15 protein-coding genes, 1 pseudogene and 1 riboswitch are annotated in these 19,602 nt (G+C 74.6%); of the genes and pseudogenes, 8 read left to right on the top strand and 8 right to left on the bottom strand.

Going from position 1 to position 19,602, the window contains the following annotated elements:
* Nucleotides 1-85: 85 nt before the first annotated feature.
* The gene (gene metH, locus ACQRUO_RS19760; RefSeq protein WP_428317297.1) at nucleotides 86-3,619 is read right to left on the bottom strand and encodes a methionine synthase; all 3,534 of its coding nucleotides are present in this window, start codon (nucleotides 3,617-3,619) and stop codon (nucleotides 86-88) included.
* Between the two features lie 161 nt (nucleotides 3,620-3,780).
* On the opposite strand from metH, the gene ACQRUO_RS19755 reads away from it, so the two are divergent.
* Nucleotides 3,781-4,905 (top strand): hypothetical protein, encoded by a 1,125-nt coding sequence (locus ACQRUO_RS19755; protein ID WP_428317296.1) that lies wholly within the window; start codon nucleotides 3,781-3,783, stop codon nucleotides 4,903-4,905.
* A 93-nt stretch (nucleotides 4,906-4,998) separates the two neighbouring features.
* On the opposite strand, the gene ACQRUO_RS19750 is transcribed toward ACQRUO_RS19755, so the two are convergent.
* Both ACQRUO_RS19750 and ACQRUO_RS19745 read right to left on the bottom strand, forming a co-directional pair.
* Nucleotides 4,999-5,625, bottom strand: a complete 627-nt coding sequence (locus ACQRUO_RS19750; RefSeq protein ID WP_428317295.1) for a disulfide bond formation protein DsbA — start codon at nucleotides 5,623-5,625, stop codon at nucleotides 4,999-5,001.
* Between the two features lie 352 nt (nucleotides 5,626-5,977).
* Entirely contained in the window at nucleotides 5,978-7,129 is a 1,152-nt protein-coding gene (locus ACQRUO_RS19745; protein ID WP_428317294.1) for a phosphoribosylaminoimidazolecarboxamide formyltransferase, read from the bottom strand.
* 28 nt (nucleotides 7,130-7,157) lie between these two features.
* Nucleotides 7,158-7,244: riboswitch (ZMP/ZTP riboswitch) on the bottom strand.
* 81 nt (nucleotides 7,245-7,325) lie between these two features.
* On the opposite strand from ACQRUO_RS19745, the gene ACQRUO_RS19740 reads away from it, so the two are divergent.
* The 5 genes from ACQRUO_RS19740 to ACQRUO_RS19720 all read left to right on the top strand — a co-directional run bounded on the left by ACQRUO_RS19740 (nucleotide 7,326) and on the right by ACQRUO_RS19720 (nucleotide 12,639).
* Entirely contained in the window at nucleotides 7,326-8,042 is a 717-nt protein-coding gene (locus ACQRUO_RS19740) for an HAD family hydrolase (protein ID WP_428317293.1), read from the top strand.
* 119 nt (nucleotides 8,043-8,161) lie between these two features.
* Nucleotides 8,162-8,962 (top strand): GNAT family N-acetyltransferase, encoded by an 801-nt coding sequence (locus tag ACQRUO_RS19735; RefSeq protein WP_428317292.1) that lies wholly within the window; start codon nucleotides 8,162-8,164, stop codon nucleotides 8,960-8,962.
* Between the two features lie 44 nt (nucleotides 8,963-9,006).
* On the top strand, nucleotides 9,007-9,852 hold the full coding sequence (locus ACQRUO_RS19730; RefSeq protein ID WP_428317291.1) for an SGNH/GDSL hydrolase family protein: 846 nt from the start codon (nucleotides 9,007-9,009) through the stop codon (nucleotides 9,850-9,852).
* Between the two features lie 403 nt (nucleotides 9,853-10,255).
* A complete protein-coding gene (locus ACQRUO_RS19725; protein WP_428317290.1) occupies nucleotides 10,256-11,323 on the top strand; it encodes a PAC2 family protein in 1,068 nt (355 codons plus the stop codon).
* Between the two features lie 368 nt (nucleotides 11,324-11,691).
* A complete protein-coding gene (locus ACQRUO_RS19720; protein ID WP_428317289.1) occupies nucleotides 11,692-12,639 on the top strand; it encodes a slipin family protein in 948 nt (315 codons plus the stop codon).
* A 121-nt stretch (nucleotides 12,640-12,760) separates the two neighbouring features.
* Here ACQRUO_RS19720 and mshC read toward each other — a convergent pair whose 3' ends face one another.
* The 5 genes from mshC to ACQRUO_RS19695 form a co-directional block, all read right to left on the bottom strand.
* The gene (gene mshC, locus ACQRUO_RS19715) at nucleotides 12,761-13,990 is read right to left on the bottom strand and encodes a cysteine--1-D-myo-inosityl 2-amino-2-deoxy-alpha-D-glucopyranoside ligase (RefSeq protein WP_428317288.1); all 1,230 of its coding nucleotides are present in this window, start codon (nucleotides 13,988-13,990) and stop codon (nucleotides 12,761-12,763) included.
* Between the two features lie 227 nt (nucleotides 13,991-14,217).
* Nucleotides 14,218-15,048, bottom strand: coding sequence for an SCO1664 family protein (locus ACQRUO_RS19710; RefSeq protein ID WP_428317317.1), 831 nt, complete (start codon nucleotides 15,046-15,048; stop codon nucleotides 14,218-14,220).
* A gap of 161 nt (nucleotides 15,049-15,209) precedes the next feature.
* Nucleotides 15,210-15,776, bottom strand: coding sequence for a DUF3090 domain-containing protein (locus ACQRUO_RS19705; RefSeq protein ID WP_428317287.1), 567 nt, complete (start codon nucleotides 15,774-15,776; stop codon nucleotides 15,210-15,212).
* 200 nt (nucleotides 15,777-15,976) lie between these two features.
* Complete coding sequence (locus ACQRUO_RS19700) at nucleotides 15,977-16,687, bottom strand: histidine phosphatase family protein (RefSeq protein ID WP_428317286.1); 711 nt, start codon at nucleotides 16,685-16,687, stop codon at nucleotides 15,977-15,979.
* Between the two features lie 205 nt (nucleotides 16,688-16,892).
* Complete coding sequence (locus tag ACQRUO_RS19695; protein WP_428317285.1) at nucleotides 16,893-17,939, bottom strand: LLM class F420-dependent oxidoreductase; 1,047 nt, start codon at nucleotides 17,937-17,939, stop codon at nucleotides 16,893-16,895.
* Between the two features lie 445 nt (nucleotides 17,940-18,384).
* Here ACQRUO_RS19695 and ACQRUO_RS19690 point away from each other — a divergent pair, with 445 nt between their 5' ends.
* Nucleotides 18,385-19,365 carry an aldo/keto reductase gene (locus ACQRUO_RS19690; protein WP_428317284.1) on the top strand — a complete coding sequence of 327 codons (981 nt, stop codon included), beginning with the start codon at nucleotides 18,385-18,387 and terminating at the stop codon, nucleotides 19,363-19,365.
* Nucleotides 19,362-19,602: pseudogene (locus tag ACQRUO_RS19685) on the top strand (hypothetical protein); the annotation flags it as partial. The gene ACQRUO_RS19690 and the pseudogene ACQRUO_RS19685, both read left to right, overlap by 4 nt.

Genomic DNA, 19,602 nt, shown 5'->3' with positions numbered 1-19,602 from the left:
CGCTCCTTCGCTGTTCGGCCCCGCTCTGGAGGAGCGGGGCCGTCAAGCATACGCGCACCGAGGCGAACAGCACGCGATCGGGGCGTTACCGCGCGTTGAAGTACTTCGCCTCCGGGTGGTGGATGACGATCGCGTCGGTGGACTGCTCCGGGTGCAGCTGGAACTCCTCGGAGAGCACCACGCCGATCCGCTCCGGCCGCAGCAGCTCGGCGATCTTCGCCCGGTCCTCCAGCTCGGGGCAGGCGCCGTAGCCCAGCGAGAAGCGGGCGCCGCGGTACTTCAGCTGGAACATGTCCCGCACGTCCTGCGGGTCCTCGTCGCCGAAGCCCAGCTCGAAGCGGACCCGGGCGTGCCAGAACTCCGCCAGCGCCTCGGCCAGCTGCACCGACAGGCCGTGCAGCTCCAGGTAGTCGCGGTAGGCGTTGGCCTGGAAGAGCTCGTTGGCCGCCTCGGAGACCCGGTTGCCCATGGTCACCACCTGCAGGCCCACGACGTCCCGCTCGCCGCTCTCCTCCGGGCGGAAGAAGTCGGCCAGGCAGAGCCGGCGCCCGCGGCGCTGGCGCGGGAAGGTGAAGCGGGTCCGCTCGGTGCCGTCCTGGTGGTAGACGATCAGGTCGTCGCCCTTGGAGGCGGCCGGGAAGTAGCCGTAGACCACCGCCGGCTCCAGCCAGCCCTCGGTCTGCAGCCGGTCCAGCCACATCCGCAGCCGCGGCCGGCCCTCGCTCTCCACCAGCTCCTCGTAGGAGGGCCCGGCGCCGGTGCGGGCGCCCTTCAGTCCCCACTGGCCCTTGAAGAGCGCGTCCTCGTCCAGCCAGGAGGCGTAGTCGGCGAACGGGATGCCCTTGACGATCCGGTCGCCCCAGAACGGCGGGGTCGGCAGCCGGTTGTCCACCACCACGTCCGAGCGGATCTGCCCCAGGTTGAGCTCCTCCGGCTCCTCGACCTCGACCCGGGCGTGCCGGCGCTTGCGCAGCTCCGGCAGGGTGGCGCCCGGCACCCCGCGCTTGACCGCGACCAGCGCGTCCATCAGCTTCAGGCCCTCGAAGGCGTCCCGGGCGTAGCGCACCTCGCCCTGGTAGATCTCGTGCAGGTCCTGCTCGACGTAGGCGCGGGTCAGCGCGGCGCCGCCGAGGATCACCGGGAACTGGGCGGCCAGCTTGCGCTGGTTGAGCTCCTCCAGGTTCTCCTTCATGATCACGGTCGACTTGACCAGCAGCCCGGACATCCCGATCACGTCGGCGTTGTGCTCCTGGGCGGCCTCCAGGATCGCCGAGACCGGCTGCTTGATCCCGAGGTTGACCACCGTGTAGCCGTTGTTGGAGAGGATGATGTCGACCAGGTTCTTGCCGATGTCGTGCACGTCGCCCTTGACCGTGGCCAGCACGATGGTGCCCTTGCCCTGGTCGTCGGACTTCTCCATGTAGGGCTCCAGGTGCGCCACCGCCGACTTCATCACCTCGGCGGACTGCAGCACGAACGGCAGCTGCATCTGGCCGGAGCCGAACAGCTCGCCGACCGTCTTCATCCCGTCCAGCAGCGTCTCGTTGACGATGGCGAGCGCCGGACGCTCGGTCAGCGCCTGGTCCAGGTCGTCCTCCAGGCCGTTGCGCTCGCCGTCGATGATCCGCTGCTTGAGCCGCTCCTCCAGCGGCAGCGCGGCCAGCTCCTCGGCCTTGGAGGCCGCGCTGGAGGCGGCCGAGACGCCTTGGAACAGCTCCAGCAGCTTCTGCAGCGGGTCGTAGGCCGGCTCGTCGCCCTGCTGGGGGCGTCGTCGGTCGTAGACCAGGTCGAGGGCGACCTCGCGCTGCTCCTCGGGGATCCGCGCGATCGGCAGGATCTTGGAGGCGTGCACGATCGCCGAGTCCAGTCCGGCCTGCACGCACTCGTGCAGGAAGACCGAGTTGAGCACCTGACGGGCCGCCGGGGAGAGGCCGAAGGAGATGTTGGACAGGCCGAGCGTGGTCTGCACCGCGGGGTGACGGCGCTTCAGCTCGCGGATCGCCTCGATGGTCTCGATGCCGTCGCGGCGCGACTCCTCCTGCCCGGTGCCCAGGGTGAAGGTCAGGCAGTCGACCAGGATCGAGGACTCCTCGACCCCGTAGTCCCGGGTGAGTTCCTCGATCAGCCGCTCGGCGATCTCGACCTTGTGCTCGGCGGTGCGGGCCTGGCCCTGCTCGTCGATGGTCAGCGCGATCAGCCCGGCGCCGTGCTCGCGGGCCAGCGCGGCGATCCGCCCGAACCGGGAGTCGGGGGCGTTGCCGTCCTCGAAGTTGACCGAGTTGAGCACCGCGCGGCCGCCCAGCAGCTCCAGGCCGGCGCGCAGCACCTCCGGCTCGGTGGAGTCCAGCACGATCGGCAGCGTGGAGGCGGTGGCCAGCCGGCCGGCGATCTCCCGCATGTCCGCCACGCCGTCCCGGCCGACGTAGTCCACGCACAGGTCCAGCAGGTGCGAGCCGTCCCGGATCTGACCGCGGGCGATCTCCACGCAGCCCTGCCAGTCGCCGGCCAGCATCGCCTCGCGGAACTTCTTCGAGCCGTTGGCGTTGGTCCGCTCGCCGATCGCCAGGTAGGAGGTGTCCTGGCGGAACGGCACCGACTGGTAGAGCGAGGCCGCGGCGGGCTCGGGCTTCGGCGCGCGCGGGGTGACCTTCCGGCCGCGCACCCGCTCGACCACCTGGCGCAGGTGCTCGGGCGTGGTGCCGCAGCAGCCGCCGACCAGCGACAGTCCGTACTCGCGGGTGAAGGTGTCGTGCGCGTCCGCCAGCTCCGCCGGGCTCAGCGGGTAGTGCGCGCCGTCCTTGCCCAGCACCGGCAGGCCCGCGTTCGGCATGCAGGACAGGCCCGCCCTGGCGTTCTTCGCCAGGTAGCGCAGGTGCTCGCTCATCTCGGCCGGGCCGGTGGCGCAGTTCAGGCCGATGTGGTCGATGCCCAGCGGCTCCAGCGCGGTCAGCGCCGCGCCGATCTCCGAGCCCAGCAGCATGGTGCCGGTGGTCTCCACCGTCACCTGGGCCAGGATCGGCACGTCCAGCCCGGCCTCGGCCAGCGCCGCCTTGCAGCCCAGGATCGCCGCCTTGGTCTGCAGCAGGTCCTGGCTGGTCTCCACCAGCAGCGCGTCGGCGCCGCCGGCGAGCAGGCCGGCCGCGTTGAGTCGGAAGCCCTCGCGGATCACCTCGAAGGTGGTGTGCCCCAGGGTCGGCAGCTTGGTGCCCGGGCCGATCGAGCCCAGCACCCAGCGCGGGCGGTCCGCGGTGGCGAACTCGTCGGCCACCTCGCGGGCCAGCCGGGCGCCGGCCTCGGAGAGCTCGAAGATCCGCTCGGGGATGTCGTACTCCCCCAGCGCCGCGAAGTTGGCGCCGAAGGTGTTGGTCTCCACGCAGTCCACGCCGACCGCGAAGTACGCCTCGTGCACCCCGCGCACGATGTCCGGGCGGGTGACGTTGAGGACCTCGTTGCAGCCCTCCAGGTCCTGGAAGTCCGCCAGTGACGGATTCTGCGCCTGCAGCATCGTCCCCATCGCGCCGTCGGCGACGACGACCCTGGTGGCGAGCGCCTCGCGCAACGCGGTGGCGCGGGCCTGGTGGACGGCTGACTGGGTGCCTGCGGAGACACTGGTGGCCATGGGGCTACTCCCTGGGTGCGACGGCTGTCGGCTATGCGCTCCCTCGGATCGGGGGTGCACCCCGCCAGGGTAGCCGCAGCTGCGCCCGGGTTCTCGACCATTCCGCATCGTGGGCGGTTGCGTATCGTGGGCCGTTCGAAACGAACGGGAGTACACGGTCGATGCGGTTGGGGACTGGGTGGGGCGGCTGGTGGCGCGCGTCCGGGCGGGCGGTGCGGCGACTGGCCGGAGGCGGCCGCAACGGCTCGGGGCGACTGCGCCGACGGTGGCGCGGGTGGTCGCGGCGGCGCCGGATCCTGGTGCTGACGGCCCTCACCCTGGTCGCTGCGCTGCTGCTGCCGCCGGCCGGGATCGCGGTGGCGCTGCGCGTGGCGGCCACCGGCACCCCCGACCCGCAGGCCCGCACCCGCGGGCAGGACGCCGCCTGGCTCGGCCACGCCTGGGTGGACGGCCGCAAGGGCCCCGCCGACCTGGCCGCGCTGCCGCAGCTGGTGCGCGGCGGGATCCGTGACCTCTACGTGCACGCCGGTCCGCTGGACGACGACGGCACCCTGCCCGCCACCCGCTACCCGCAGGCCGGCGCGCTGCTGGCGGCGGTGCACCAGGAGCTGCCCGGGGTGCGGGTGCAGGCCTGGCTGGGCGACCTGGTCGAGCCGGAGAAGCAGGGGCTGGACCTGTCCGACCCGGCGGTGCGACAGCGGATCCGCGACTCGGTGCAGCAGGTGCTGGACGCCGGCTTCGCCGGGGTGCACCTGGACCTGGAGCCGGTGCACTCCGGCGATGCCGGCTACCTCGCGCTGCTCGACCAGGTGCACGCGCTGACCGCCGCGCGCGGCGCGCTGCTCTCGGTGGCCACCCCGCAGATCGATCCGCTGCCCGGGCTGCACGCGGTGGCCGGGACGCTGGCCGGGCACCCGAAGTGGTGGGCGCAGGCCTACTTCGGGCAGGTGGCGCGCCGGGTGGACCAGGTGGCGGTGATGTCCTATGACACCGCGATGCCGCTGCCCTCGCTCTACACCGGTTACGTGGCGCAGCAGACCGAACTGGCCCTGGAGGTCACCCCGTCCTCGGTGGACCTGTTGATGGGCCTGCCCGCCTACGAGGAGGACCAGCCGGGCCACCGCGGGTCGGCCGAGACGGTGCCGGCCGCGATCCGCGGCGTGCGGCTGGGGCTGGGCCGGCAGGCGCCGGGGCGGGCGGCCTTCGGGGTCGCGGTGTACGCGGACTTCACGGCGACCGCCGCGGACTGGGCGGCGTACCGGCGGGACTGGTGCGCGAGCGAGTAGGGCGGGTGCGGGAGCGGGAGGGAGGGGGCGGGTGCGGGAACGAGTGAGCCGCCCCGGGGTGGGGCGGCTCGGTCACTGCGGATCGGGCACGGCTCAGTTGAAGTCGAGCTCGCCGGTGCGGGTGCGCTTGAGCTCGAAGAACTTCGGGTAGCCCGCCAGCAGGCGGGCGCCGTCGAAGAGCTTGACCGCCTCCTCGCCGCGCGGGATCGCGGTCAGCACCGGGCCGAAGAAGGCCACCCCGTCGATGTGGATGGTCGGGGTGCCGACGTCCTCGCCGACCGGGTCCATGCCCTCGTGGTGGCTGCGCCGCAGCGCCTCGTCCCACTCGTCGGTCTTGGCCGCGTCGGCCAGCTCGAGGGGCAGGCCGACCTCGGCCAGCGCGGCCGGGATCACCTCGGCGAAGTCCTTGTTGCCCTCGTTGTGGATCCGGGTGCCCAGCGCGGTGTAGAGGTCGCGCAGCACCTCGGGGCCGTGCTGCTCGGCGGCGGCGATGCAGACCCGGACCGGGCCCCAGCCGCGGTCCAGCAGCTCGACGTAGCGCTCGGGCAGGCCCTCGCGGCCCTGGTTGAGTACGGAGAGGCTCATCACCTTGAAGTTCAGGTCCAGGTCGCGGTGCTGCTCGACCTCCAGGATCCAGCGGGAGGTGATCCAGGCGAACGGGCAGATCGGGTCGAAGTAGAAGTCGACCTTGGCAGGAGTGTTCTGTTCGGCAGTCGTCATGCGCCCCACCATAGGACCCGCCCCTGTCGGTTCGGGGTGCGGCGGGGCGCCGGGACGTGCTGGGTTCGTCAATTCCGGACAGTCGTAGCGTCCGGCGGTCGTGGCGGTGGGTGACGGCGAGGGTCGCGGGACGCTCCCGGGAGGAACGCGGACGGGGAACGAGGTGGCCAAACCCGTTCGAAACACGTTCGAATCATGCCGCGCAATCCGGGCCGATTCTGTCCTGAATCGATCCTACGGTCGGTGCCGAGGGAATAAATCCGGCCGTTTCCGGAGGCGATGCCGGTGACCGGGACACCCGCCACCACTGTGCGCACGTTCGTGCTGGTTCCGGGCTCCTGGCGCGGCACCCTCAGTGGTGGAAGAGGCGCAGCCCCGTGCGGGCGAGGGTGATGCCGTGCTCGCGACAGGCGGCCTCGACGTCGGCGGAGCGGATGGAGCCGCCGGGTTCGGCGATCAGGGTCACGCCGTGCCGGGCCGCGTGGTCGACGTTGTCGCGGAAGGGCAGCGCGCCGTCGGAGACGAAGGCGACGCCGCCCAGCTGCGCCAGCCAGTCGCCGCGCTCCCGTTCGGTGAGCTCGGGTGCGGGGGCGGCCAGCACCTCGGGACCGGGCAGCTCGCCCTCCAGGTAGCGCAGTTGCCAGTTGATCCGGTCCTGGCGGCGCACCTCGGGCCGGAAGGCGAGCCGGCGCACGGCCGGGTGCCGGCGCAGCCACCACAGGTCGGTCTTCGCCCCGGCCAGGCGGGTGCAGTCGATCCGGGACTGCTGCCCGGCGCCGATCCCCACCGTGACCCCGTCCCGCACGTAGCAGACCGAGTTGGACTGTGTGTAGCGCAGCACGGCGAGCCCGAGCAGCAGGTCCGCCGTCGCGGCCGGGTCCGGGGCCGGGCCGACCACCGGCTGCAGCAGGTCGGCGGAGAGTTCGGCCCGGTCGCGGTCCTGTTCCAGGCGCAGCCCGTAGACCTCGCGCAGCTCGCGGGCCGGCGGGCGGTAGTCGGGGTCGGCGGCGAGCACCACGAACCGCCCGTTCTTCTTGCGGCGCAGCCGGTCGAGCGCGGCCGGTTCGTAGTCCGGGGCGATGATGCCGTCGCAGACCACGCCGGCCAGCAGCTCGGCGAGTTCGGCGTCGACCGGGTGCGAGAGGGCGGCGAAGTCGCCGTAGGAGGACTTCGGGTCGGCGTCCCGGGCCCGCAGGTAGGCCCGGGTGGCCGGGCCGAGCGCGCCGGCCGCGGCCGGGTCGAGGCCGTGGCGCTCGGCGGCCGCCGCGTCCAGCTCGCCGGCCAGCGCGGCACCGGCCGGGGAGACGTGCTTGAAGGAGGCGGCGGTGACGGCGCCGTCGAGGGCCCGGCTCGCCTCGCTGACCAGTTGCCAGGCGTTCAGCGCGTCCAGCAGGTTGATGTAGGAGGGCTCGCCGGCCAGCAGCCGGACCGGCTGGTCGCCGGGGCGGACCGGGGTGACGGGGGCGGCGGCCTGGTGCGGGTTCATGCCGTGACGCAGGTGCACGGTGGGCTCCTTGGCAGCGGGTGGCTGACCGGAGCGCCCAGGCGGTCGACGCGCGCAATCGTGGCAACGGCCGCTCCCCGGTGGTATCCCACCCTCGCCAGTCGCGGTCAGTGGCAGTATCGGGGAGGAGATCACCGACGGGCAAGGGCGGGCCGCGCCGGGCGGGGCGGCCGGGACGAGCGACGGGAGCCGCAGCATGGATCGCAGGAGCACGGACCGGACCGCGCCACTGCTGGTGCTCTGGGACATCGACCACACGCTGGTCGACATCGGCACGGTCGGCCGCCGCAGCTACGCCGTCGCCTTCCAGCGGGCCACCGGCCGGCCGCTCACCGAGAGTTGGCAGTTCGCCGGCCGCACCGAACCGGCCGCGGCCGCCGAGGTGCTGCGGCTGCACGGGTTCGATCCGGGCGACGGGCTGCTCACCGCCTTCCTGGAGCTGGTGGTGGCCGAGCTGACCGGCCGGGCCGCGGAGCTGGCCGCCGAGGGGCGGGTGCTGCCCGGTGCGGCGGCGGCGCTGGCGGCGCTGGGTGACCGGCCCGGGGTGCGCCAGTCCGTGCTCACCGGGAACCTGCACCCGCTGGCCGTGCTGAAGCTCGACGCGCTCGGCCTGAGCGACCGGCTGGACCTGCGGCTCGGGGCGTTCGGCGACGACGCCGTGGAGCGCACCGAGCTGCCGGCGCACGCCTTCGACCGCGCCGAGCGGGTGCTGGGCCACCGGTTCCGCGGCGGCGACACGGTGATCATCGGGGACACCCCGCGTGACGTGGCCACCGCGTTGGCGGTCGGCGCCCGCAGCGTGGCGGTGGCCACCGGGCTGTCGCCGGCGGCGGAGCTGGCCGCGGCGGGCGCGCACGTGGTGCTGCCGGACCTGGCGGACACCGAGGCGGTGCTGCGCGCGGTGCTGGGGTAGCGCTGCCCGGGGACGGGCGGGCCCCGGGCGGCGGACCGGCCCCGGACAGCGGCCCTGAGCTGGGCCCGATGGCGTAATCCGGTTGCGCCCCCGGCGGCGCACCTGTTGGGTGGACGCCGATGACGAACACGAAGCACCCGGGCCTCGACCCGGACGAGATCCTGGCCGCCTACGACCGCGAAGCCCGCCGGCACCGCCCGCCGGACGGACCCGGCGCGGTGATCGAGCAGGTCGGCCCGGTGGTCCGGCAGGACGGCGGCCCGAACGGCTGGAGCGGCGTGCTCTGGTCGGACCTGGACGAGCGGAGCGCGGACGCCGCGATCGCCGAGCAGATCCGGCACTTCGGCGCGCTCGGCCGCGAGTTCGAGTGGAAGCACTACAGCCACGACGCACCCGCCGACCTCGCCGACCGGCTGCGCGCCGCCGGCCTGGTCGCCGAGCCGCCGGAGACCCTGATGGTGGCCGAGGCGGCCCCGCTGACCGGTGAGGTCCCGCTGCCGGAGGGCATCCGGCTGCGCACCGAGGCCGACCGGACGGCGATCGAGCTGCTCGGCGAGGCGCACCGGCGGGCCTTCGGCACCGACGGCGCCAAGCTGACGCGCAGCCTGCTGGAGGTGCTGGACTCCGCCCCGGAGACCCTCGCCGTGGTGGTCGCGCTGGCCGGGGACGAGCCGGTCTGCGGCGCCCGCATGGAGCTGCTGCCGAACACCTCGTTCGCCGGGCTGTGGGGCGGCGGCACCGCGCCCGAGTGGCGCGGCAGGGGGATCTACCGGGCGTTGGTGGCGCACCGGGCGCGGCTGGCGGTCGAGCGCGGCTACCGCTACCTCCAGGTGGACGCCTCCGACCAGAGCCGGCCGATCCTGGCCCGGCTGGGCTTCACCGCGCTGAGCGTCACGACACCGTTCAACTACCAACCGTAGTAGATCGGACACTCAGCGTCGTCGTTCGACTACGATGCGGCGCCATGATCGCCATGCGCCGTCGTGCGCTCACCGCTCTCGCCGCCCTGCCCCTGCTGCTCGCCGCCGCGGCACCCGCCGCGGCTGCGACGGCCGGCCGTGCGGGCCGGGCCGGCGGCCCGGCCGCAGCCGGTTACGTCGCGCTCGGCGACTCCTACGCCGCCGGGGTCGGGGCCGGCGCCTACGACCCGGCGAGCGGTGACTGCCACCGCAGCACCCGCGGCTACCCGGCGCTCCGGGCCGCCGCGCACCCGGGCGCCGCCTTCCTCGACCTGGCCTGCTACGGCGCGACCACCGACCAGGTGCGCTCCGACCAGCTGCCGCTCCTGCCGGCCGGCACCGGCACGGTGACCCTCACCGTGGGCGGCAACGACCTCGACTTCAGCGATGCGGTGGTGGCCTGCCTGCAACCACTGACCACCGAGTCCCGCTGCGACCAGGCACTGGACCACTCGGCCCAGCTGATGAACGACCAGCTGCCGGGCCGGCTGGACCAACTGCTCGCCGCGATCGCCCGGGCGGCCCCGGGCGCCACGGTGCTGGTCACCGGCTACCCGCACCTGCTGTCCGAGCACCCGGCCGGGGCCTGCTGGACCGGGACGGACCAGCGTCGGGCCCGGTTCGCCCGGCTGGCCGACCAGCTGGACGAGCTGATCGGCCGGCAGGCCGCCGCGCACGGCGACCGGTTCGCCGATCCGCGCGCGGCCTTCGCCGGCCACGAGGTGTGCGCGGGGGCGGGCCACGAGTGGATCGCCGGGCTCGAGCTGGTGAACCTCTGGGAGTCCTTCCACCCCACCGCGGAGGGCCAGCAGCGCGGCTACCTGCCGGTGGTCGAGCAGGCGCTCTCCTGACCGGGACGGGCGCGGCGGCGCCCGGCGTGCTCGATAACCGGTGGCAGGGCGGCGGGGCACGGGTCGAGACTGGTCGGCGTGCGCCGGCCGGGCCCGGCCCCGGCGGCTCGCAGCGGTGGCCTCGCCGACGGGGCGGGGCGACCTCGCGGCGGAGTCGGACGACCCGCGGCGGAGCGGAACGGACCGCTTGGGGACGGCCCGCGCAGGAGGGCCGCAGCGCGGTCACGGTGGGCCGGATCCGGATACGGACCGTTGGGATCGGCGCGCATCAAAGCCCGTAGGCTGGGCAGGTAGGGTCCGTGGAACAGAGCGTTCCACGTGGTGAGGAGAGCAGTCGGCAGTCGGCCGGCCGCGACCGTCCGCGGGCGGGGGCGCTGCCGGGCCGGCCGGAGGGAGACGCTGGGTGATCGAGCTGGAAGATGTTCCCGAGTTGATCGACCCGGTGATGGTCTGTGCCTTCGAGGGCTGGAACGACGCGGGCGACGCCGCCTCCACGGCGGTCGGGCACCTGGACGAGACCTGGGGCGGCAAGGTGTTCGCCGCGCTGGACGCGGAGGACTACTACGACTTCCAGGTCAACCGGCCCACCGTCTGGCTGGACGGCGGGGTGCGCCGGATCACCTGGCCGACCACCCGGCTCTCGGTGGTCCGGGTGACCGAGCCGACCACCCGGGACCTGGTCCTGGTGCGCGGCATCGAGCCGAGCATGCGCTGGCGCTCGTTCTGCAACGAGTTGCTGGGCTTCGCCCACGAGCTCGGCGTGGAGCTGGTGGTGATCCTCGGCGCGCTGCTCGGCGACACCCCGCACACCCGCCCGGTGCCGGTCAGCGGCGTCACCTCCGACGCGGCGCTGGCCCGGCGGCTGGAGCTGGAGGAGAGCCGCTACGAGGGCCCGACCGGCATCGTCGGCGTGCTGCAGGAGGCCTGCGCGCACGCCGGGGTGCCCGCCGTGACCCTCTGGGCGGCGGTGCCGCACTATGTCGCGCAGCCGCCGAACCCGAAGGCGACGCTGGCCCTGGTGAACAAGCTGGAGGACCTGCTCGACCTGCGGATCCCGCCGGGCGAGCTGCCCGAGGACTCCCGGGCCTGGCAGCTGGGCGTGGACCAACTGGCCGCCGAGGACAGCGAGGTGGCCGAGTACGTGCAGCAGCTGGAGGAGGCCCAGGACACCGCCGAGCTGCCGGAGGCGAGCGGCGAGGCGATCGCCCGCGAGTTCGAGCGCTACCTGCGGCGCCGGGACAACCAGGGGCCCGGCGGCGAGAAGCCGCCGGCCGGGCACGCCGTGGCCGAGCGTCCGACCGAGCCGCCGGCCGCCGGCGAGGACCCGGCCGAGCCGACCAAGCCGGAGGCGGTGGACGGCCCAGGGCCGGCGGAGGACGAGGAGCAGGGCGAGCAGCCCACCGGCGAGGACGGCGGCGAGGGCGCCGACACCGACGGCGAGGGGGCCGACGGGCGGGGCTCCAACCGCTGACGGACCGCCAGTTCCGCTGCCGGGAGCGGCGACCGGCCCGACCCGGGAGCCGATGACCGGCGTCGGGCAGCCGCCGGTCATCGGCCGCAACCAGTGCACCTGTCGGGCCCGATGACTGTCAAGGGTCTAGACCAGTTTCAGCCGCCGCGGCAGCCCCGCAGGCCACCTCGACACCGGCCGCGCGGTGCGCCGGCGGCCCGCACGGCGGCGCGGCCGACCGCCCGGTGGCCACCGCCACGCGGCGCCCGTCGACCCCGGGCGCACCGCCCTCCGCACCCCGTCACGACCGCCCTTCGGCGCCCCTCCCACCGCCCCAGCCGCGCTGTACCGTGGAGATCCGGGGCTGGTGCGGGCCGAGGTGATCAGCCATGTTGATCCTGGATGTGGTGTTGGGGGCGCTGGGGGGCCTCGCTGCGCTCGGCGCGGCGTGGACCGCGGTGAGCGTGCGCGTGGTGCAGCAGTGGCAGCGCGGCGTGGTGTTCCGGTTCGGCAAGGTGCGCGCGGAGGTGCGCGACCCCGGGCTGGTGATGCTGCTGCCGGTGGCCGACCGGATCCGCCGGGTGAACGTCCAGATCGTGACCATGCCGGTGCCCGCTCAGGAGGGCATCACCCGGGACAACGTGACCGTCCGGGTCGACGCGGTGGTCTACTTCCGGGTGGTCGACCCGGTCCGGGCCACGGTCAACGTGCAGGACTACCAGTTCGCCATCTCCCAGGTGGCGCAGACCTCGCTGCGCTCGATCATCGGCAAGAGCGAGCTGGACGACCTGCTGGCCAACCGCGAGCCGCTCAACCAGGGCCTGGAGCTGATGCTGGACAGCCCGGCGCTCGGCTGGGGGATCCAGATCGACCGGGTGGAGATCAAGGACGTGGCGCTGCCCGAGTCGATGAAGCGCTCGATGGCCCGGCAGGCCGAGGCCGACCGGGAGCGGCGGGCCCGGATCATCACCGCCGACGGCGAGTACCAGGCCTCCAAGCAGCTGTCGGAGGCCGCCGCGATCATGAGCAGCACCCCGGCCGCGCTCCAACTGCGGCTGCTGCAGACCGTGGTGGAGGTGGCCGCGGAGAAGAACTCGACGCTGGTGCTGCCCTTCCCGGTCGAGCTGCTGCGCTTCCTGGACAGCTCGACCAGGACCCAGGAGCTGCACCAGGCCCGGTTGGGCGGCGCGGACGGGGAGGTGGCGGCGGACGCCGAGCCGGAGCAGCCCGCCGCACCGGTCGCGGAGATCCCCGGTCAGGAGGCGCTGGAGCTGGAGGTCCCGGCGACGGAGGTGCCCCCGCTGCCGCCGTTGGACCAGGTCGGGCCGCCGTCCTGAACAGCGCTCGGTCCAGGACGCACGCGGACGGCGCCGCGGCGAACCGCGACGCCGTCCGTCGACATCCCTCTGCATCCGTCGCCGTCGCGTCGACTCCCCCGTCCTCAGCGGGCGGGACCGGTCAGAGCGCGACGCCCAGCAGGGCGTCCACCGCGCGCGAGACCAGGCCCGGCGCGCCGGTGTCCGTGCCTCCCTCGGCGGCCTGCTCGGCGGCCCAGCGGTCCACCGCGGCCAGCGCGGCGGGCGCGTCCAGGTCCGCGGCCAGCGCCGCGCGCACCTCGGCGAGCAGCTGCTCGGCCGACGGCCCGTCCGGGCGGGAGACCGCGGCACGCCAGCGGGCCAGCCGCTCGACGGCCTCGTCCAGCGTGGTCTTGGTCCACTCCCAGTCGCTGCGGTAGTGGTGCGAGAGCAGCGCCAGCCGGATCGCCGCCGGGTCGACGCCCTCGCGGCGCAGCGTGGAGACGAAGACCAGGTTGCCGCGGGACTTGGACATCTTGTGGCCGTCCAGCGCGACCATGCCCGCGTGCACGTAGGCGTGCGCGAAGGGGTGCACGCCGGTGGCCGCCTGGGCGTGGGCGGCACCCATCTCGTGGTGCGGGAAGGCGAGGTCGCTGCCGCCGCCCTGGATGTCGAAGGACATGTCCAGGTACTCCAGCGCGATCGCCACGCACTCGATGTGCCACCCGGGCCGGCCGTGGCCGAGCTCGGTGTCCCAGGCCGGCTCACCGGGCCGGGCCGCCAGCCAGAGCAGGGCGTCCAGCGGGTGCCGCTTGCCGGGCCGCTCGGGGTCGCCGCCGCGCTCGGCGAAGACCGGCAGCATCTCCTCCCGGCTGAGGTGCGAGACCTGGCCGAAGCGCGGGTCGGCCTCGACCGAGAAGTAGATGTCGCCGTCCAGCTCGTAGGCGGCGCCGCTCGCCAGCAGCTTCTTGACCAGCGGGACGATCCACGGGATGGACTCGACCGCACCGATGTAGTGCTCCGGCGGCAGGATCCGCAGCGCCGTCATGTCCTCGCGGAACAGTGCGGTCTCCCGCTCGGCGAGCTTCGTCCAGTCCTGACCGGTGGCGACCGCGCGCTCCAGCAGCGGGTCGTCCACGTCGGTCACGTTCTGCACGTAGTGGACCTGGTGGCCGGCGTCGCGCCAGACCCGCTGGATCAGGTCGAAGGTGTTGTAGGTGGCGGCGTGGCCCAGGTGGGTGGCGTCGTACGGGGTGATGCCGCAGACGTACAGGCGGGCGGTCGGGCCGGTGGGCACGACCTCTCGGATCGCACCCGCGGCGGTGTCGTGGATGCGCAGGGGGAGTCCCTGACCAGGCAGGGCGGGAACCTCGGAGGCGGGCCAGGCATGCATGAAAATGACTCTAACCTTGCGATCATTTGAAAGGCTAACCAGTATGCGGAATCGGCTGAAATGAGCGCTCGCTCACACTGGCGTTCGCCTGCCGGCCGGCACCGGCCGCGCTGACCTGGGAAGCCGCCGCGCAAGGCGCACCGCGGCTCCTGGGACCGGGTGCCCGGGGCCGTCCCCGGAGCCGCCCGCCCGGGGGCAGGCGGCAGGGCCGTTCGGCTGAGCGGAGGTCAGACCGGCGGCCAGGGGATCGAGGGCCACCCGCCCGAGGGCACCGGGTGCCGCCCGGTGCGCAGCAGCGCCGCCACCCGCTCCCGAGTGGCCGTCAGCTCAGCCTCCGTCAGGTGCGGCCGCAGCCGCTCCGCCAGCGGACCGGAGAGCTCGCCGCGCAGCCGCTCCAGCATCGCCACCGCCTCCTCGGTCAGCGGCTGCTCGGCCCACCCCCAGAGCAGCGTGCGCAGCTTGTCGGGGACCGCGAAGGTCACCCCGTGGTCGATGCCGTAGAGCCGCCCGTCGGCGGCCGGCAGCAGGTGGCCGCCCTTGCGGTCGGCGTTGTTCAGCACCGCGTCCAGCACCGCGAGCCGGCGCAGCCGCCGGTCGTCCGGGTGCACCAGCAGCGCGGTGCGGCCCTCCCCCACCTCGGCCTCGATCACCGGCAGCCAGCCCGGCTGCGGTCCGGCCGGGTCCTGCAGGTCCAGCAGCGGCGCGGCCTGCGGGTCCGGTTCGACCCAGATCTGCACCATGCCGGGGCCGAACGGCCCCTCGCGCAGCACGGTCGGCGGGATCAGCGCCCAGCCGGTCGCCGCGGCCAGCTCGTAGGCGGCCACCTCGCGCCCGGCCAGCGTGCCGTCGGGGAAGTCCCAGAGCGGGCGCTCGCCGCGCACGGGCTTGTAGACGCAGAGCGCGGAGCTGCCGTCCAGCGCCACCGAGCAGTAGAGCGCGGCGTTGGAGGCGTCGGTGATCCGCCCGTGCACGGTGAGCTCGCCGGAGCGCAGCAGCTCCAGCGCGGCCGGCACGTCGGCGGCCAGCGCGGCCGTGGCGACCGGGTCGGCCTCGGGTATGTCCTGGTCGGCGGGGTCCTCGGCAGGGTCCTCGGCGGGGTCGGGGTCGGCGTGCTCGCGGTCGGCCGGCGCGGCGGGCGGCTGGGCAGGGGCCGGTACCGCGGCCTCCGGGCGCCCGGTGGCGTCCGGCTCCGGCGCGGTCCGGGACCGCTGGTCGGCGTTCAGCGCTTGTAACCGTTCTGACGCGGGCACAGGTGGCCCTCGGGGTCCAGCGGCAGGTTGCAGAACGGGCAGGGCTTGCGGCCGGCGGCCACCAGGTCCAGCGCGCGCTTGGCGAAGACCCGGGCCATCGCACCGGTCATCCGCACCCGCAGCATGTCCGGGCCGTTCTCGTCGTCCTCGAAGGCGAGCTCGTTCTCGTCCTCCTCGGCGTCCTCGATCATCGCCTGGGCCTCGACCACCAGGTAGCCCTCGCCCGCGTCCCAGGCCAGCGCCATGGTCCCGACCCGGAACTCCTGCTCCAGCGGGAGGTCGAGCGGTGCGGTGTCGATCAGGTCGGCCGGCGCCACCGCCGGGATCGGCGCCTGGCCGGCACTGCGCCGCAGCGCCTCGTCCAGCACCTCCTCCACCCGCTCGGCCAGCGCGGCCACCTGCGTCTTCTCCAGCAGCACACTGGTGATCCGGCCGCGCGCACTGGCCTGCAGGAAGAACGCCCGCGAGCCGGGCTGGCCGACGGTGCCGGCCACGAACCGCTCGGGCTGGTCGTAGAAGAAGACCTGTCGGGGCACTCTCTCGCTCCGGGGTTTGAAACGGATCAGGGGTGTGAAACGGATCATGGGTCGGTGGCGCGCACTTTCACCCTACGGCTTCGGCGCCGCCGCGCGGGCGACCCCCCGCGCGGCGGCCCGGCCCACCGGTACGGCGGCCCGGCCGCCGTGTGGGGCCCGCCGTGCGGTCAGTCCGTGCTCTGTGCGGTCAGGCCGTGCGGTCAGTCCGTCCCGGTGGCGCCGCCGACCACAGCGTCGCCCGCCGCCGGTTCGCCGCCCGCCGGGGCCGGGTGCACCCTGGGCCGCAGGCCGCGGGCGTCGCCGGTGTCGCCGAGGCGCAGCAGGAAGGGGCGCAGCGGGGTGTAGCGGATCGCGGTGACCGTGCACGGGTCCACGTTGATCCGCTGGAAGTGGTCCAGGTGCAGGCCGAGCGCGTCGGCCACGATCGCCTTGATCACGTCGCCGTGGGTGCAGGCGATCCAGACCGCGTCCGGCCCGTGCTCGGCGGCGATCTTCTCGTCCCACTCGCGGACCGCGGCCACGGTGCGGTGGCTCAGCGCGCGCAGCGACTCGCCGCCCGGGAAGGCGGCGGCCGAGGCGTGGTCCTGCACGGTGCGCCAGAGCGGCTCCAGGGCGAGCTCCTGGAGCGGCCGGCCGGTCCACTCGCCGTAGTGGCACTCGCCGAGCCGGTCGTCGACGGTCGGCTCACCGAGCTCGGGGCGGGCCGCCAGCAGCGGTGCGAGGGTCTGGCGGCAGCGCTCCAGCGGGCTGCTCACCGCCAGCGCGAGCGGGACCTCCGCCAGCCGGCCGACCAGGGCCTCGGCCTGCGCCCGGCCGGTCTCGTCCAGGTCCACGCCCGGCGTCCAACCGGCGAGGATCCCAGCAGAGTTCGCGGTCGACCGGCCATGGCGTACCAACAGCAGTGTGGGCATGCCCCCAGCCTACGGGGTCGATCACCGGGACCGAGCGGGCGGCCAGGGGCTCGCCTCCGCGGGACCCGGGGCGCTGCGGCTCGGGCCGCTGGGACGCGGGCCCGGCGGCCCGGCGGCCCAACTGCCCGGCTCGGGCGAGACCGGCTCGGGCCGGGCCAGCTCGGGCGGGACCGGCTCGGGCGGGACCGGCTCAGGCGGGACCGGCTCAGGCCAGGCCGGCCAGCTCCAGCGCCTCCACCCCGGTGCGCAGCGCGGTCACCCGCTCCGCCAGCGTCCAGCCCGCCGGAGAGAGGGTCAGCGTGGTGACCCCGGCCGCCGCGTAGGCCTGCATCCGGTCGGCGATCCGCTCCCGGGTGCCGAGCAGCGCAGTGGACTCGATGAAGCCCTGCGGCACCGCGGCCGCCGCGCCCTGCTTGTCGCCGGCCAGGTAGCGCTGCTGGATCTCGGCCGCCTCGCGCTCGTAGCCCAGCCGCTCGGCCTGCTGCTTGTAGAAGTTCTGCTCCTTGCTGCCCATCCCGCCGATGTAGAGCGCCGCGTGGTCGCGCTGGGTGTCGGCGGCGGCCGCCAGGTCCTCGCCCACCGCGATCGGGACGGTGGGGCAGAGGTCGAACCCGTCCAGCGTGAGCCCGGCCTTGGCGCGCCCGGCCCGCAGCCGGTCGACCGAGGCGGCGGCCTGCTCGGGCGCGAAGAAGAGGCCGAGCCAGCCGTCCGCGATCTCGCCGGCCAGCTCCACGTTCTTCGGGCCGATCGCGGCGAGGTAGAGCGGGATCCGCTCGCGGACCGGATGCACCGTCAGCTTCAGCGCCTTGCCCGGCCCGGCGGGCAGCGGCAGGGTCCAGTTGGTCCCCTGGTGCACCAGGCGCTCCCGGGACATCGCCTTGCGGATGATCTCCACGTACTCCCGGGTGCGGGCCAGCGGCTTGTCGAACCTGACGCCGTACCAGCCCTCCGAGACCTGCGGCCCGGAGACGCCGAGCCCCAGCCGGAACCGCCCGCCGGAGAGCGCGTCCAGGGTGGCGGCGGTCATCGCGGTCATCGCGGGCGTGCGGGCCGGGATCTGGAAGATCGCCGAGCCCACGTCGATCCGCTCGGTCTTCGCCGCGACGTAGGCGAGCACCGTGGCGGCGTCCGAGCCGTACGCCTCGGCGGCCCAGCAGACCGCGTAGCCGAGCCGGTCGGCCTCCTGGGCGACGGCGATGTTGTCGGCGTCCAGGCCGAGTCCCCAGTAGCCGAGGTTGATGCCGAGTCGCATAGCGTGCCACGCCTTTCGGAAGCTGCCGGGGGAAGGGAGAGCCGCTGATCGGGGGATGCCGCCCCGAGCGTAGTGCGGTGGTGCCGCCGGGGCTACCGGCCGGTAGTTGTGGCGCGGGTCACATCGCCCGGACGCCGCAGGGCCGGCCCGGCGACCTCGGCCCGCGCTCCTGCGGGTCTGCGGGGCTGGCCGCCGGCAGGCCGTTACGCTCGGCCCTGCCGACCGTCCGGGCCCGGCTCCGCCGACCGTTCGGCGGTCCGTCCGGGCGTCCCACCCGGGACTTCGCCCGGCACGCCACCCGGCACCGCCACCCCGACCCCGACCCCGGATGCCGACGCGGCGGCGGACCCGGTCCGGTGCCGCGGCCGGTGCCCCGGGCGGCAGTGCGGTCGCAACCACGCCGCCACGACGGCGGCCAGATCACGATCGAGGGGGTCTTCCTGCCATGGAGCAGCGTCATCTCGGCCGCACCGGCCTGCGGGTCTCGCGGCTGGGCCTGGGCACCATGACCTGGGGCCGGGACACCGACGAGCACGAGGCCGCCGAGCAGCTCAAGGAGTTCGTGGACGCCGGCGGCACGCTGGTCGACACCGCCGACGTGTACGCCGACGGCGGCGCCGAGTACCTGCTCTCCCGGCTGACGGACAGCCTGGTCCCGCGCTCCGACCTGGTGATCGCCACCAAGGCGGGCAGCGCCCCCGACGCCCCGCGCCGCTTCGACACCTCGCGCGGCCGGCTGCTCGCCGCGCTGGACGCCTCGCTGCGCCGGCTCGGCACCGACCACGTCGACCTCTGGCAGGTGCACGGCTTCGACCCGAGCACCCCGGTCGAGGAGACCCTGCACGCCCTGGACCTGGCCGTCAGCTCCGGCCGGGCCCGCTACGTCGGGATCTCCAACTTCAGCGGCTGGCAGCTGGCCAAGGCCGCCACCTGGCAGCAGGCCGGGCCCGGCCGGGTGCCGCTGGCCGGCGCGCAGCTGGAGTACTCGCTGCTGCAGCGCGGCATCGAGCGGGAGGTGCTGCCGGCCGCGCTGGACGCCGGGGTGGGCCTACTGGCCTCCTCCCCGCTCGGGCGCGGGGTGCTCACCGGCAAGTACCGGCACGGGGTGCCGCAGGACTCCCGGGGCGCCTCGCCCTACCTGGCCGGGTTCGTCCAGCCCTACCTCGGCGAGCGCTCGCGCCGGATCGTGGACGCGGTGGCCACCGCCGCCGACGGCCTGGCGAGCAGCCCGCTGGCGGTGGCGCTCTCCTGGGTGCGCGACCGGCCCGGGGTGGCGTCCGCGATCGTCGGGGCGCGGACGGCGGGGCAGCTGCAGGCGGCGCTGTCGGTGGAGGCGCTTACGCTTCCGGATGAGATCCGCGGTGCGCTCGACGACATCTCGGCGCCGGTGCGTCGCTACCCTGATCAGGACTGGAACGAACTGTGAGTCAGACGCACGACCCGGCCTCGGGTCCGCAGGAGGCGGCGCTGCCGGAGCCGCGCACGGAGTCGCCCGGGGCGCAGGACGCGGAAGCGCAGGATGCGGTGGCCGGCGGCGCCGGGGCCCCTGGTGACGAGGCTGCCGGCGGCGGGGCTGTCGGCGCGGCCGGTGGCGGCGCGCCGCACGGCGGGGACGGTGGCGGGAACGCGGGCGCGGGCGCGGGCCGGGGTGACCGGGCCGCCG

Source organism: Kitasatospora sp. LaBMicrA B282, from assembly GCF_050325825.1.
Taxonomy (GTDB): Bacteria; Actinomycetota; Actinomycetes; order Streptomycetales; family Streptomycetaceae; genus Kitasatospora.
The sequence above is the reverse complement of the archived record's forward strand: the minus strand, read 5'-3'. Positions and strand labels throughout refer to the sequence as shown.

Excerpts from the sequence above, each read along its gene's own strand:
- mshC (WP_428317288.1), bottom strand. The coding sequence starts at position 13,990 with ATGCATGCCTGGCCCGCCTCCGAGGTTCCCGCCCTGCCTGGTCAGGGA.
- ACQRUO_RS19695 (WP_428317285.1), bottom strand. The coding sequence starts at position 17,939 with ATGCGACTCGGCATCAACCTCGGCTACTGGGGACTCGGCCTGGACGCC.
- ACQRUO_RS19690 (WP_428317284.1), top strand. The coding sequence starts at position 18,385 with ATGGAGCAGCGTCATCTCGGCCGCACCGGCCTGCGGGTCTCGCGGCTG.
- ACQRUO_RS19755 (WP_428317296.1), top strand. The coding sequence starts at position 3,781 with ATGCGGTTGGGGACTGGGTGGGGCGGCTGGTGGCGCGCGTCCGGGCGG.
- ACQRUO_RS19730 (WP_428317291.1), top strand. The coding sequence starts at position 9,007 with ATGATCGCCATGCGCCGTCGTGCGCTCACCGCTCTCGCCGCCCTGCCC.
- ACQRUO_RS19750 (WP_428317295.1), bottom strand. The coding sequence starts at position 5,625 with ATGACGACTGCCGAACAGAACACTCCTGCCAAGGTCGACTTCTACTTC.
- ACQRUO_RS19700 (WP_428317286.1), bottom strand. The coding sequence starts at position 16,687 with ATGCCCACACTGCTGTTGGTACGCCATGGCCGGTCGACCGCGAACTCT.
- ACQRUO_RS19735 (WP_428317292.1), top strand. The coding sequence starts at position 8,162 with ATGACGAACACGAAGCACCCGGGCCTCGACCCGGACGAGATCCTGGCC.
- ACQRUO_RS19740 (WP_428317293.1), top strand. The coding sequence starts at position 7,326 with ATGGATCGCAGGAGCACGGACCGGACCGCGCCACTGCTGGTGCTCTGG.
- ACQRUO_RS19720 (WP_428317289.1), top strand. The coding sequence starts at position 11,692 with ATGTTGATCCTGGATGTGGTGTTGGGGGCGCTGGGGGGCCTCGCTGCG.
- metH (WP_428317297.1), bottom strand. The coding sequence starts at position 3,619 with ATGGCCACCAGTGTCTCCGCAGGCACCCAGTCAGCCGTCCACCAGGCC.